The sequence below is a fragment of the Xanthomonas campestris pv. phormiicola genome (assembly GCA_025666215.1).
In the GTDB taxonomy this organism is placed as follows: domain Bacteria; phylum Pseudomonadota; class Gammaproteobacteria; order Xanthomonadales; family Xanthomonadaceae; genus Xanthomonas_A; species Xanthomonas_A campestris_A.
In genome coordinates this window covers 876,155-890,939 of record CP102593.1, presented here as the reverse complement: position 1 = coordinate 890,939, position 14,785 = coordinate 876,155, and the positions used below count along the sequence as shown (strand labels likewise).

The 14,785-nt window shown below is 74.8% G+C and carries 3 protein-coding genes; all 3 read left to right on the top strand.

Annotated features, from left to right (window positions below; genetic code table 11):
- Window positions 1-28 precede the first annotated feature (28 nt).
- From NRY95_03620 to NRY95_03610, 3 genes are read left to right on the top strand one after another with little or no spacing between them, the layout of a single operon-like run.
- Window positions 29-8,107: an SDR family NAD(P)-dependent oxidoreductase gene (locus tag NRY95_03620; protein ID UYC17070.1), complete on the top strand. Its 8,079-nt coding sequence runs from the start codon at window positions 29-31 to the stop codon at window positions 8,105-8,107.
- Complete coding sequence (locus NRY95_03615; protein ID UYC17069.1) at window positions 8,104-14,319, top strand: SDR family NAD(P)-dependent oxidoreductase; 6,216 nt, start codon at window positions 8,104-8,106, stop codon at window positions 14,317-14,319. The genes NRY95_03620 and NRY95_03615 overlap by 4 nt, the downstream gene beginning before the upstream one ends.
- Complete coding sequence (locus NRY95_03610) at window positions 14,316-14,759, top strand: PaaI family thioesterase (protein ID UYC17068.1); 444 nt, start codon at window positions 14,316-14,318, stop codon at window positions 14,757-14,759. Before NRY95_03615 ends, NRY95_03610 begins: the two co-directional genes overlap by 4 nt.
- The last annotated feature ends 26 nt before the right edge of the window (window positions 14,760-14,785 follow it).

Sequence of the window (14,785 nt, the reverse complement as noted above, 5' to 3'; positions counted from 1 at the left end):
CCTTCCCCCCTTTCGCAGGAGTTTGCCCGTGACCTCTCCGAACGTGCCCCTGGTCCTTTCCGCCTCCAGCGAGCCGGCGCTGCACGCCGCCGCCCAGCGCCTGCACGCCCAATGCCAGGCGCTGTCCGAGGCGCAGGTGCAGGCGCTGTGCCGGCAACAACTGCAGGGCGCGCACACCGAATACCGCGCCGCGCTGTTCGCCAACGACCGCGCCGGCCTGTGCAAGGGCCTGGCGCTGCTGGCGCAGGGGCGCGCGGCGCGCAACCTGGTGCTGGGGCGGGCCGACCGGGTCCGCCAGCCGGTGCTGGTGTTCCCGGGTCAGGGCCCGCTGTGGCCCGGCATGACCACCGGACTGGCCGCCGCGCTCCCCGACTACCGCGCGGCGCTGGTCGACCATGCGCGACGGCTGCAACCGCGCCTGGCCTGGAACCTGGCGCAGGCGCTGGACGATGGCCAGAGCATCGACCGCCTGGTGCGGATCCAGCCGTTGCAGTTCGCCCTGGCCTCGGCGCTGGCGCAGACCTGGCGGGCCTTCGGCATCCAGCCGGCGGCGGTGGTCGGCCATTCGGTGGGCGAAGCCGCCGCCGCGCACGCCGGCGGCTACCTGGACCCGTCCGCGGCCGCCGCACTGACCGCACTGTGGGGCGAGGCGCTCACCGCGATCGAGGGCCGCGGCGGGATGCTGGCGGTGGCGGCCGCGCTCGCCGATCTGCAGCCGCTGCTGGCCGACCTCGACGAGCCGGTCAGCGTGGCCGCCGTCAACGGCCCGCGCAGCGTGACGGTGAGTGGCACGCTGGCGACCCTGGCGCGCCTGCAGGCGCGGCTGGCCGACGCCGGCCTGTGGGCCTGGGAGGTGCCCGGCGGGCAGGTCGCCGGCCACGGCCCGCAGGTGGACGCGCTGCGCGAGGCGGTCGTGGCCCGGGCGCCCGGCCACGCACTGCACGGCGAGGTGCCCTATTACTCCTCGGTCGCCGGCGCGCGCGTGCCCGCCGAGCGGCTGGATGCGGACTACTGGTTCGGCGTGCTGCGCCAGACCGTGCGCTTCCAGGACAGCCTGCAGGCGCTGATCGGCGACGGCCACCGGCTGTTCGTCGAGGTGAGTCCGCACCCGGTCCTGACCTCGCTCATCGACGAGGCCCTGCGCAGCGCCGGCGTCGCCGGGGCGGCGGTGGCGACCCTGGACCAGCGCAAGGACGATCGCGAGAGCCTGCTGCAGGGACTGGCGCATGCCTTCGTCCACGGCGCCCCGGTCGACTGGCCGCGCGTGCTTGCGCGCCTGCTGCCGGCGCAGCCGGCAACGGCAACGGCAACGCAGACGCAGACGGCAACAGAGCCCGAGGCCACCGCGCAGGCGCCGCAGCCGACCGCGCCCACCGTCGCCGCGCAGGGCGGCGATGCCCTGTTGCGCGCGGCGAGCTTGCGCGAGCGCAGCGTGGCCGAGCAGCGCCGCCTGCTGCTGGACCTGATCGCGCGCGAGATGCAGGCGCTGGTGGACCAGGGCTTCGCCAACGAAACCCAGTCCTTCCGCGACTGCGGCTTCACCTCGCTGCACGTGGTCGAGTTCGCGGATGCGCTGTCGGCGGCGCTGGATCTCGCCTTGCCGGTGACCCTGGTGTACGACCACCCCACCCCGCGCGCGCTGGTGCAGTACCTGCGCGATGCGCTGGGGCTGCTGTCGCCGCAGGAAACCGAGGACCTGCCCGGAATCGGCGTCATCCACCACGACGACCCCATCGCCATCGTCGGCATGGCCTGCCGCTATCCCGGCGCCGTCGACGGCCCCGAAGCGCTCTGGGATCTGCTGCTGCAGGAACGCGACGCCATCAGCGGCTACCCCACCGACCGCGGCTGGGACCTGGCCAACCTGCACGACCCCGAGCCGGGCCGCTTCGGCAAGATTTCCACGCCCAGCAGCGGCTTCCTGCACGAGGCCTCGGCGTTCGACCCCGGCTTCTTCGGCATCTCCCCGCGCGAGGCGATTACCCTCGAACCGCAGCAGCGCCTGTTGCTCGAGGTCTGCTGGGAAGCGCTGGAACGCGCCGGCCTCGATCCGGGCGCCTTGCACGGCTCGCTGACCGGGGTCTATGCCGGGATCATGGGCACCGAGTACGGCACCCAGATCCAGCACGCCCCGGAAGACGTCAGCGGCTACGGCTACATGGGCACGGCCACCTGTGTGGCCGCCGGCCGCGTGGCCTACAGCCTGGGCCTGCAGGGACCGGCGCTGGCCATCGACAGCGCCTGTTCGTCGTCGCTGGTGGCCATCCACACCGCCTGCGAGGCGCTGCGCAACGGCGATTGCACGCTGGCCCTGGCCGGCGGCGTCACCGTGATGCCCACCCCGGGCGTGCTGATCGACTTCTCCCAGCAGCGCGTGCTGTCCCCGGACGGCCGCTGCAAGGCGTTCTCGGCCTCGGCCGATGGCGTGGGCCTGGGCGAAGGGGTGGGCATGCTGGTGCTGGAGCGGCTGTCGCAGGCCGAGGCCAACGGTCGCCGCATCCTGGGGGTGATCCGCGGTAGCGCGGTCAACCAGGACGGCGCCTCCAACGGCCTGACCGCGCCCAACGGCACCGCCCAGCAGCGGGTCATCCGCCATGCGCTGGCCAACGCCGCGCTGCAGCCGCAGGACGTGGACGCGGTCGATGCGCATGGCACCGGCACCCGCCTGGGCGATCCCATCGAAGCCAACGCGCTGCTGGCGACCTACGGCCAGCGCCCGCCGGAGCGGCCGCTGCTGCTCGGCTCGATCAAGTCGAACATCGGCCATACCCAGGCCGCCGCGGGCGTGGCCAGCGTCATCAAGATGGTGCTGGCGGCGCGCCATGGCACCCTGCCGCGCAGCCTGCACATCACCGCGCCCTCGACCGAGGTGGACTGGTCGACCGGCGCCATCCGCCTGCTCAGCGAACGCCAGCCCTGGCCGGAGGTGGCAGGACGGCCGCGACGCGCGGGCATCTCCTCCTTCGGCGTGTCCGGCACCAACGCACACCTGATCCTGGAACAGTACCCCGCGTGCGCGGCCGAGCCGGGCGCAGACACGCGCGCGCCGCTGTGGCCGCTGGCCGCACGCAGCGACGCCGCGCTGCGCGCCGCCGCCGAGCGCCTGGCCGCGCACCTGCAGCGGCAGCCGGCGCTGGCCGCGGCCGACGTCGCCTACACCCTCGGCGTCTCGCGCAGCCGCTTCGCCTGCCGCGCCGCCGTGCGCGGCGACTCGCGCGAGGCGCTGCTGGAAGCGCTGCAGGCGCTGGCCGACGGCAGCGAACATCCGGGGCTGCTGCAAGGCCACGCTGGCGGCGGCGAGAAGAAGCGGGTGTTCGTGTTCCCGGGCCAGGGCGCGCAGTGGGCCGGCATGGGCATGGACCTGTACGACACCTTCGCGGTCTATCGCCAGGCCATCGACCAGGTCGAGACGGCGCTGCGCGCGCATGTCGACTGGTCGCTGTCGGCGGTCTTGCGCGGCGCGCCCGAGGCGCCGGCGCTGGAACGCATCGACGTGGTGCAGCCGGCGCTGTTCGCGGTGATGGTGGCGCTGGCGCGCCTGTGGCAGTCGCTCGGCTGCACCCCCGACGCGGTGATCGGCCACTCGCAGGGCGAGATCGCCGCGGCGCACGTCGCCGGCGCGCTGAGCCTGGACGAGGCGGTGAAGATCGTGGCGATCCGCTCGCGGTTGATGCTGGCCCAGGCCGGCACCGGCGCGATGGCCACCGTCGGCCTGTCCGAGCCGCAGGCGGCCGACCTGGTCGCGCGGGTCGATCCCGCGCTGACCCTGGCGGTGTTCAACAGCCCGAACGCCACCGTGGTCTCCGGCGGCACCGAGGCCATCGAGCGGCTACTGCAGTCGTGCGAGCGCGACGGCGTGATGGCACGCCGCGTCGCCGTCGACGTGGCCGGCCATTCGCCGCACCTGGACGGCCTGCGCGCGCCGTTGCTGGAACACCTGGCCGGTCTGCGCCCGCAGGCGACGACGCTGCCGTTCCACAGCACCGTGGCCGGCTACGCGGCGGCCGCGCCGTTGGACGGACGCCGCCTGGACGCGGCGTACTGGTGCGACAACCTGTGCCTGCCGGTGCGCTTCGCCGACACCGTGCGCGCGCTCGGCGGCGCGGGCGAGGTCACCTTCCTGGAGTGCAGCCCGCATCCGATCCTGCTGGCGGCGCTGGAAGACAGCGTGGGCGAACGCGCGAGCAGCCTCGGCTCGTTGCAGCGCAACCGGCCGGGACGCGCGTGCCTGGAGGAAAGCCTGGCGCGGCTGTACGTCGGCGGCCACGACCTGAACTGGCGGGCGCTGTCGCCCACGGCGCGGATCGTGGAACTGCCCACCTATCCCTTCGAACACCGCCACGTCTGGCTCACCGCGCAGGACCGCAGCGACGTCGCCGGCGCCGGCCAGCGCCCGACCCGGCACCCGCTGCTGGGCGCCGCCGTGGAACTGCCGGAGGGCGGCTTGTTGCTGACCGGCACCGTCGGCCTCGGCACGCAGCCTTGGCTGGCCGATCACGCCGCCGCGGGCGTGGTGCTGCTGCCCGGCACCGCATTCCTGGACATGCTGCTGCACGCCGCCAGCGAAACCGATTGCGGCCACGTCCTGGAACTGACCCTGCGCGCGCCGCTGGTGCTGGCCGAGCAGGACCGCGTCGACCTGCTGCTCGGCGTGGAGCGGCCCGACGCGGAGGGCGCGCGCCTGGCCAACGTCTACGCCAGGCGCCATGGCGACGCTGCCGCGGCCTGGACCCTGCATGCCAGTGCGCAGTTGCTGCCCACCGCGCCGCAGCCGCTGGCCCCGCTTGAGTTGGCCTGGCCGCCGGCCGGCGCCGACGCAATGGAGTCGACCGCGCTCTACCAACGCCTGGCCGACGCCGGCTACGACTACGGCCCGGCCTTCAAGGGCATCACCGCGGCCTGGCGCGACGGCGACCGCAGCTTCGTCGAGGTCACCCTGCCCGAGACCGTGCAGACCGGCACCCACCTGCTGCATCCGGCGCTGCTGGATGCCGCCCTGCATCCGCTGGCCCTGGGCGAGCGCGACAGCGCCGACGCGCCGTTGCGCCTGCCCTTCGCGCTCGGCGGCATCACCGCCGCGGCCGACCGCCCGCGCCGGCTGCGGGTGCTGCTGCAGCGCCTGCGCGCGGATACGCATGCGGTCAGCGCCTACGACGAGAGCGGCACACCGGTACTGCACATCGCCGCGCTGCACCTGCGCGCGGCCAGCCGCGACACCTTGCGCGACCTGGCCCGGGTCCCGCCCGCGCACGATCTGCTGCGCCTGGCCTGGAGCCCGCTGCCGGCCGCACCGCGCGTGCCGCGCGGCACCCCGCGTTGGGCGCAACTGGGCCATGCACCGCTGCCGCTGGATGCGCCGGTACATGCCGACATGGCCGCGCTGCAGCGGACGCTGGAAGACGCCGCGGCGCCCGAGGCGCTGATCTGGCCGCTGCCGGTGGCGCAGGCGACGGACCTCGCGCAGGCCGCGCGGGCGCTGTGCAGCGAGGTGATCGCGCAACTGCAGGCCTGGCTGGCCGAGCCGCGCCTGGCGGAGAGCACGCTGCTGGTCGTCACCCGCAAGGCCGTCGCGACCGCCGACGGCGAAGCGCTGGACCCGGCGCAGGCGGCCGCGTGGGGCCTGCTGCACAGCGCGCAGAACGAAAACCCGGGTCGGCTGCTGCTGCTCGATACCGATGCCCCGCTGCGCGATGCCGCGCCGGTGCAGGCGGCGCTGGCCGGCGCGCAGCGGCAACTGGCGCTGCGCCGCGGGCAATGGCTGGCGCCGCACCTGGCCCGCGGCACGGCGCAGGCCGCGCTGATACCGCCTGCCGGGGACGCGGCGTGGCGGCTGGAGATCGCCCGCCCCGGCAATCTCGACGATCTGGCGCTGCAACCGGCGCCGCGCGCCGAAGCACCGCTGCAACCGGGACAGATCCGTCTGGCGGTGCGGGCGGCGGGCGTCAACTTCTACGACGTGGTCTGCGCCCTGGGACTGGTCCCGCCGCAGCACGAACTGGGCACCGAGGCCGCCGGCGTGGTGACCGAGGTCGGCCCGGGCGTGGACGACCTGCAACCCGGCGACCGGGTGCTGGCGATGGGCGAAGGCGCATTCGGCCCGCGGCTGGTCGCCGACCGGCGCAGCAGCAGGAAACTGCCGGCGGACTGGAGCTTCGCCCAGGGCGCCGGCTTCCCCGTCGCGTTCCTCACCGCCTACTACGGCCTGGTGGATCTCGCCCAGGTCCGCGCCGGCGACAAGGTGCTGATCCATGCCGCCGCTGGCGGCGTCGGCCAGGCCGCCCTGCAACTGGCGCGGCACCTGGGCGCGGAGATCTTCGCCACCGCGCATCCGGACAAGTGGCCGACCCTGCTCGCGCTGGGCGTGGCGCCGGATCACATCGCCAGTTCGCGCGAGCTGGGCTTCGCCGAGCGCTTCGCCGCCGTGCTCGGCGCACAGGGCCTGGACGTGGTGCTCAACTCCCTGGCCGGCGAGGCGATCGACGCCTCGCTGGGCCTGCTCGGGCACGGCGGCCGCTTCGTCGAACTGGGCAAGACCGATGTGCGCGACCCGGAGGAGATCGCGCGTCGCCATCCGGGCCGGCACTACCGGTACCTGGACCGCCCGGACAAGGATCCCGAGGCCACCGGGCGCATGCTCGATGCCTTGCTGCAACTGGTCCGGGAGGGGGCGCTGACGCCGCTGCCGATCACCGCCTTCGATCTGCGCGAGGCGGTCCAGGCGCTGCGCTGGATGCAGCAGGGCCGGCACACCGGCAAGGTGGTGCTGACCCTGCCGCGCCGGCTCGACCCGGACGGCACGGTGCTCATCAGCGGCGGCACCGGCACCCTGGGCGGCCTGTTGGCGCGGCACCTGGTGGGCACCGGGCAGGCACGGCACCTGCTGCTGGCCAGTCGCCGCGGCGCCCAGGCCGAAGGCGCGGAGACCTTGCGCCAGGCACTGGAAGCCGAGGGCGCGCAGGTGCGCGTGGTCGCCTGCGACCTGTCCGACCCGCAGGCGCTGGACGCGCTGCTGGCCTCGATCCCGGCCGCGCATCCGCTCACCGGCATCGTGCATACCGCCGGCGTGCTGGCCGATGCCACCGTGCCGAACCTGGGCGAGGAGGAGCTGGCACGGGTGTTCGCGCCCAAGGTGGATGCGGCCTGGCTGCTGCACACGCGCACCCGCCAGTTGGACCTGGCGCAGTTCGCGCTCTACTCCTCCAGCGCCGGCACCCTGGGCAGCCCCGGACAGGCCAACTACGCCGCCGCCAACCGCTTCCTGGATGCGCTGGCGCACGAGCGCCATCGCCAGGGCTTGCCGGCTACCTCCCTGGCCTGGGGCTGGTGGCAGCCGGTCACCGGGCTGTCCGGGCGCCTGAGCGCCGCCGACAACGCCCGCATCGCCCGCACCGGCCTGGCGCCGATCACCGCCGAGCATGGCCATGCCCTGTTCGACGCGGCGCTCGCCGCGCCGCGGCCGGTGGTCGTGGCCGCGCCGCTCAACCTGCAGACGCTGCGCAGGAACCAGCAGGCCGGCGCCCTGCATCCGCTGCTGGAACGCCTGGCCGGCAACGCCGGCGGCCCGCGCGGCGATGCCGCAACGGCCAAGGCGCAGGACCTGCGCCAGGCGCTGGCCGGGCTGGATGCGCACGCCCGCGCCCGCCAACTGCAAGGCGTCATCGCCGCCCAGATCGCGATCGTCCTGGGGCTGGAGGACGCCAGCCAGGTCCTGGCGGACGGCACGTTCAAGGACATCGGCATCGATTCGCTGATGGCGCTGGAACTGAGCAACCGGCTGGCCAAGGCCTCCGGGCTGCGGTTGGCGGCCACGCTGGCCTACGACCAGCCGACCCCGGCCGCGCTGGCCAGCTATCTCGACGAACAGTTGTTCCCGGAGGGCGATGCGTCCCCCACCGACGCCGCGGGCACCGACGAGGCGCAGGTGCGCGCGCTGCTGGCCGGCATTTCGCTGGCCGCGCTGCGCGAGGCCGGGCTGCTGGCGCCGCTGCTGCGGCTCGCCGATGCCCCGGAAGACGCGGCAGCGCCCGCCGCCGCATCCGATCTGGAAACCGCCAGCGCCGACGAGCTCGTCGCCCTCGCCCTGGCGACCGGGACGCACGCGTCATGAGCCATGCCGAACACACCGACAGCGCGCGCCTGACCGAGGCGCTGCGCGCCAGCCTGATCGCCAACGACGCGCTCAAGCGGCAGAACCGCGACCTGCAGGCCGCCGCCCACGCCCCCATCGCCATCGTCGCCATGGGCTGCCGGCTGCCAGGCGGCGTGACCACGCCGGAAGCGCTGTGGCGCCTGGTCGAAGCGGGCGAGGCGGTCGGCGGGCCGCTGCCGGACGACCGCGGCTGGCGCCTGCACACGCTGTTCGCCGCCGACTCGCCGCTGCGCGAGCGGGTGGCCCACTGGCGCGGCGGTTTTCTCGAGGACGTCGCCGGGTTCGACGCGGCCTTCTTCCGCATTTCCGACCGCGAGGCCCAGGCGATGGACCCGCAGCAACGGCTGCTGCTGGAGGTGGGCTGGGAAGTGCTGGAACGCGCGGGGATCGTGCCCGCCACGCTGAAGAACAGCGCCACCGGTGTGTTTCTCGGCGCCACCCAGAACGGCTACCTGGCCGACCTGGAACGACGCAACCCGGCGGCCGACGGCTACCGCCTGCAGGGCGGGCTCAGCAGCCTGATCTCCGGGCGAATCGCCTTCGTGCTCGGCCTGCGCGGGCCGGCGATCACGGTAGACACCGCCTGCTCGGCCTCGCTCACCGCCATCCACCTGGCGGTGCGGTCGCTGCGCAGCGGCGAGTGCGCGCTGGCGCTGGCCGGCGGCGCGACGGTGATGGCCACGCCGGAAGTGTTCGCCGAGTTCACCCGGCAGAACGGCCTGGCCGCCGACGGCCGCTGCAAGGCGTTTTCCGACCAGGCCGACGGCACCTGCTTCGCCGAGGGCGTGGGGGTGCTGCTGCTGGAGCGGCTCGCCGACGCGCAGCGCGCCGGTCATCCGGTGCTGGCGGTGATCCGCGGCAGCGCCGTCAACCAGGACGGCGCCAGCAACGGCCTGACCGCGCCCAGCGGGCCGGCCCAGGAACAGGTGATCCAGGCGGCGCTGCACGACGCGCAACTGCGCACGCACGACATCGACGCGGTGGAGGCGCACGGCACCGGCACCGCGCTGGGCGATCCGATCGAGGCCGGCGCGCTGATCAACACCTACGGCCGCCAGCGCGCGCCGCAGCAGCCGCTGTGGCTGGGCGCGCTGAAGAGCAACATCGGCCATACGCAACTGGCCGCCGGCGTCGCCAGCGTCATCAAGATGGTCATGGCGCTGCGCCACGGCGTGCTGCCCAAGACCCTGCACGCGGACATGCCGTCGTCCAAGATCGACTGGTCGGCGGCGGCGGTGCGGCTGCTCGACACCGCGCGACCCTGGCCGCGAACGGACAGGCCGCGGCGCGCGGCGGTGTCCTCGTTCGGTTTCTCCGGCACCAACGCGCACCTGATCCTCGAACAGGCGCCCGCCTCCGCGCCGCCCGCGCCGCAGGCGAGCGTCGCCGACCTGGACGGGTTGCCGGCGGTGGCGATGCCGCTGTCGGCGGCCTCGGCCGAGGGCCTGCGCGCGCAGGCCGCCCAGACCATCGCCCTGCTCGAGGACCCGGCCACCGACCTGGCCGCGCTCGGCGCGTCGCTGGCGCTACAGCGCACCGCCTTCGATCACCGTGCGGTGCTGCTGGCCACGCAGCGCGACGACAGCTTGGCGCAACTGCGTGCGCTGGCCGAGGGCCGGCACGTGCCGGGACTGATCCAGGGCGTGCGTTCGCCCAGCGCCAGCACCGCCTTCCTGTTCTCCGGCCAGGGCGCGCAGTGGCCGGGCATGGGCCGACGCCTCCACGCGCACTGCCGGCCCTTCGCCGAGGCCCTGGACACGGTGTGCGCGGCGCTGGATCCGCTGCTGCCGCAACCGCTCAAGCCGGTGATGTTCGCCGACCCGGGCAGCGCCGAGGCCGCGCTGCTGGACCGTACCGACTTCACCCAGCCGGCGCTGTTCGCGTTCGAGGTCGCGCTGTATCGCACCCTCGTCCACTTCGGCCCGCGTCCGGACCTGCTGCTGGGCCACTCCATCGGCGAAATCGCCGCCGCCCACGTCGCCGGGGTGTTCGACCTGACCGATGCGGCGCGCTTCGTCGCCGCCCGCGGACGGCTGATGCAGGGCATCGACCGGGCCGGCGCCATGGTCGCCATCGAAGCCGGCGAAGACGAGGTACAGGACGCACTGGCCGACGCCGCACAGGCGGTCGCCATCGCCGCGGTGAACGCGCCGACGGCGGTGGTGATCTCCGGCGACTGCGCCGCGGTCGAGCGCATGGCCGCGCACTGGCAACAGCGCGGTCGCCGCACCCAGCGCCTGCGCGTCAGCCACGCGTTCCACTCCCCGCATCTGGACGGCATCCTTGCCGAGCTGCGGCAGACCCTCGCCGGGCTACGCCCGCAGGCGCCGGCCCTCCCCATCGTCTCCACCGTCACCGGCCTGCCGATGACCGCCGAACAGGCCTGTTCGCCGGACTATTGGGCGATGCAGGCGCGGCAGCCGGTGCGCTTCGCCGCGGCGCTGCGCTGGCTGTTCGATCGCCGCGTCGCCACGGCCGTGGAGATCGGCCCGGACGGGGTGCTCACCGCGCTCGGCAGGAGCAACGCCGGCGACGCCGGCCCGGCGCACTGGATCGCGCCGCTGCGGCGCGACCAGGACGAGGGACGGCCGCTGCTGGCGGCCCTGGCGCGGCTGTACGCGCAGGGCGCGGCGCTGGACTGGCGCCGGCTGCTGCCGCCGGCGGCCAGCATGCCTCTGCCCACCTACCCGTTCCAGCACCGGCACTACTGGCTGCTGCCCGGCACCGCCGGCGAGGTGGGCGCACTGCCCGGCCTGCTCGCGCTGCAGCACCCGCTGCTGCCGATGGGCGTCGAACGCGCCGATGGCCAGGGCTGGGTGTTCTGCGGGCGCCTGGACGTGGCGCGCCAGCCCTGGCTGCTGGAACACCGCGTCGGCGGCAAGGCCTACGGCGCCGGCGCGATGACCGCCGAGTGCATCCTGACCGCCGGCAACCAGCTGGGCTGCCCGCGGCTGGAGGAACTGACCCTGCAACGCCTGGTGCCGCTGCCGGAGGAAGGCGCGGTCGACCTGCAGTTCCAGGTCGACGCCGCCGATGCCCAGGGCATGCGCCAGGTAACGGCCTACTTCCGCCCGGCGCAGCCCGATGCCAGCGGCGGCTGGCAACACTTCGCCAGTTGCCGCCTGCTGCCCGATCCCGCGCCGCCGCCGCACTGGCCCGATCTGCAGACGGCGGCCTGGCCGCCGGCCCATGCCGAGCCGCTGGCCTTCGCCGACCTGTACGCCCGTCTGGCCGAACAGGGCGTGCAACTGGAAGACTCGTTCCGCCGCATCGTCCGCACCTGGCAGAGCGCCGAGGGCATCTATGTCGAAGCCGAGCGCGCCAACGCCGAACCCGGCCCGGCCTTCACCCTGCACCCGACGCTGCTCGATGCCGGCCTGCAATCGGGCCTGCTGGTCGCTGGCGCCGTGTCCCCGGCCGACGCACCGCGCATGCTGTTCTCCATGAGCGGCATGCGCCTGTACCAGCACGGCGCCACACGGCTGCGCGGCCTGCTGCAACTCAAGGCGCCGCAGACCTCGCCCACCGCCCCCCACGATTACCGCATGCGCCTGGCCGACGACCAGGGTCGGGCCGTGGTCAGCCTGGAGTCGATGGTGCTCAAGTCGGCCAGCGGCAGCGCCCTGCCCCGCCGCCTGGTCGGCTATCGGCTGCACTGGCGCGAGGTGCCGCACGCGGCCGCGCCTGCGGTCGCCGAACCGCGCTGGCTGGGCGCCCGCGACGACCTGCCCGACCGCGTCGGCAGCGCCGCCTGCACCGATCTGGCCGAGGCCATCGACGCTCTGGCCGCGACGCCGCCCGGCACCGCGCTGGTCCACCTCGCGCCGCTGCCGGCGGCCACGCCCGCCGCCGCGCAGCAGGCCCTGCTGGCGCTGACCGCGATGCTGCGCGCGTGGCTGGACGATGCGCGCACGGCCGAGCATCCACTGTTGCTGATCACCCGCCGGGCGGTGGCCACCGCCGACGACGAGGACGTTCCCACCCTGGCCCAGGCCGGGTTCTGGGGCCTGGTCCGCACCGCCCAGGCCGAACACCCGGACCGCTTCCTGCTGCTGGACCTGGACGACACAGCGTCCGCGGCCGACGTCGGCGCGGCGCTGGCCGTCGCCGCCAGCGGCGAACCGCAACTGGCCTGGCGCCAGGGCCGGTTGCTGGCGCCGCGGCTGCGGCGGGGAGCCGACGCCGCGGCGGAGCTGGCGGACACGCAACCGCCGCACGCCGCGCTCGATCCCGACGGCACCGTGCTAATCACCGGCGGCACCGGCACCCTGGGCCGGGCCCTGGCGCAGCACCTGGTGATACGGCACGGTGTACGCCACCTGCTGCTGGTCGGTCGGCGCGGCGCGGCGGCAGCGGCGGCCGAGGTCGCCGCGCTGACGCAAGCGCTCGCCGAACACGGGGCCACGACCACGGTCGCCGCCTGCGACGTGGCCGATCCCGACGCCCTGGCCCGGTTGCTGGACGGCGTGCCCGCGCCGCATCCGCTGACCGCCGTCTTCCACGTCGCCGGCGTCGTCGAGCCCGCGCGCCTGCAGCAGCTCACCCCGGCGCACCTGGCCGCGGTGCTGCGGCCCAAGCTGGATGCGGCCTGGCACCTGCATGCGCAGACCCGCGGGCAGGCGTTGGCCGCCTTCGTGCTGTACTCCTCGGCGGCCGGGCTGCTGCCGCAGGCGGGCCAGGCCCACTACGCCGCCGCCAACAGCTTCCTCGACGCCCTGGCCCACCATCGCCGTCAGGCGGGCCTGCCGGCGGTGGCCCTGGCGTGGGGCCTGTGGGCGGAGCGCTCGGCCATGGGCGAACGGCTGGCCGCCGAGGGCATCCAGCAACTGCTCGACAGCGGCCAGTTGCCCATCGCCCTGGAGGACGGCCTGAGCCAGGTGGATCTGGCCCTGGCCGGCGCCACGCCGCCGCTGCTGGTCCCGGCGCGCCTGGATCTGCCGGCGCTGCGCCGCCAAGGGCCGGCCGCGCTGTTGCGCGAGTTGCTGCCCGGCAGCGCGCGGCAACCGCAGGCCGGCCCGCGCCCCGATGCGCTGGCGACGCTGCCGCCGGACGAACGCCGCACGTGCCTGCTGGCGCTGATCGCCGAGGGCATCGGCGAGATCCTCGGCCATCCCGATCCGGCGGCGATCCCCGCCGATACCGCGTTCCTAGCGCTGGGCTTCGATTCGCTGACCGCGGTGGAGATGAGCAGCCGGCTCAACGCCGGCACCGGGATGCGTCTGCCGGCCACCGCGGTGTTCGACCACCCCACCCCCGCCCGCCTGGCCGACCACCTCGACGCCTGCCTGGCGGCGAACGCGCCCGCCGCACCGCCCGCGCAGGCCGCGCCGGGCGTGCTGTTCCAGACGCTGCGCCAGGCCGTGCGCGAGGATCGCCTGGGCGCCGGCCTGGAGCGCCTCGCCGAGGCGGCCGCGGGGCGCGCGCACTTCACCGAGGATCAGGCGGCACAGCGCGCGCCGACGCCCATCTGGCTGCGCCAGGAGCAGGGCCTGCCCTTGCTGATCTGCGTCAATTCCTTCATCCCCGCGCGGGTCAATCTGACCTACCAGCGCCTGAGCGGCGAACTGGAGGAGCGGTACGCCGTGGCCACCCTGCCGCTGCCCGGCTACGCCGGCGACCCGCTGCCCGCCAGCGCCAGCGCTGCGGCGCTGGCGCTGGCGCTGGCGGTGGAACGCTGCGCCGACGGCCGGCCGTTCGCCCTGCTGGGTTTTTCCACCGGCGGGCTGGTCGCCTACGCCGCGGCCGAACACCTGCAACGGCGCGACATCCGCCCCAGCGCCGTGTGTCTGATCGACAGCTACCCACCGGCCACCATGCGGCCGGAGGTGCTGGAGGAGGTACTGCGCGAATGGCTGGACAGCCGCGGCGACTTCTGGGCCAGCGACGACGGCGGCCTGAGCGCGATGGCGCATTACCTGGCGCTGTTCGGCCGGGGCTGGACGCCGCAGCCGCTGGCGGCGCCGGTCCTGTTGCTGCAGGCCGAGCAGGCGCCGGCAAGCGTGGACGCGGACGATGCCCAAGCCTGGCCACACCTGTGGCCGCGCCTGGCCCGCGTGGTCCGCACACCCGGGCGGCACTTCACGCTGCTGACCGAGCAGGTGCGCCAAACCGCCCGGCACCTGCGCGCGGTCCTGGCCACCGACGATGCCCATGCCGGAGCGGGCCCATGAACGCGGACGCCCTGCGCAATGCCCTGGACCGCTCGCCGCTGTTCCAGAGCCTGGGCCTGCGCGTGCGGGCGCTGGCCGCGGACGGCGTCTGCCTCGGCATCGACGCCGAGTGCCCCACCCATGCCGGCGCGTTCGGCATGCCCGACCGTCCCGGCATCAACGGTGCCGTGCTGTGCGCGGCCCTGGAAGCGGCGATCGGCCTGTGCGGCCAGGCCTGCCTGGGAGACGCGCCGGCCGCGGTCATCGAACTGTCGGTGAAGCTGCAGCGACCGGTACGCACCGCGCCGTGCCGCATCGCTGCGCGGCCGACGCGCAGCGGACGCGGCCTGGCCTTCGTCTGCGCCGTGCTCAGCGACGCGCGCGACAGGCCCTGCGCCACCGCCTCCGGCATCGTGGTCGCCACGCGCACGGCGTCCGCCCGCGACCGTCCCCTCGATTAGAAAACCGGATCGGCCACGCCGGTCCC

Bases quoted from the DNA above. Each gene is read 5' to 3' on its own strand.
- NRY95_03610 (UYC17068.1), top strand. From the start codon at position 14,316: ATGAACGCGGACGCCCTGCGCAATGCCCTGGACCGCTCGCCGCTGTTC.
- NRY95_03615 (UYC17069.1), top strand. From the start codon at position 8,104: ATGAGCCATGCCGAACACACCGACAGCGCGCGCCTGACCGAGGCGCTG.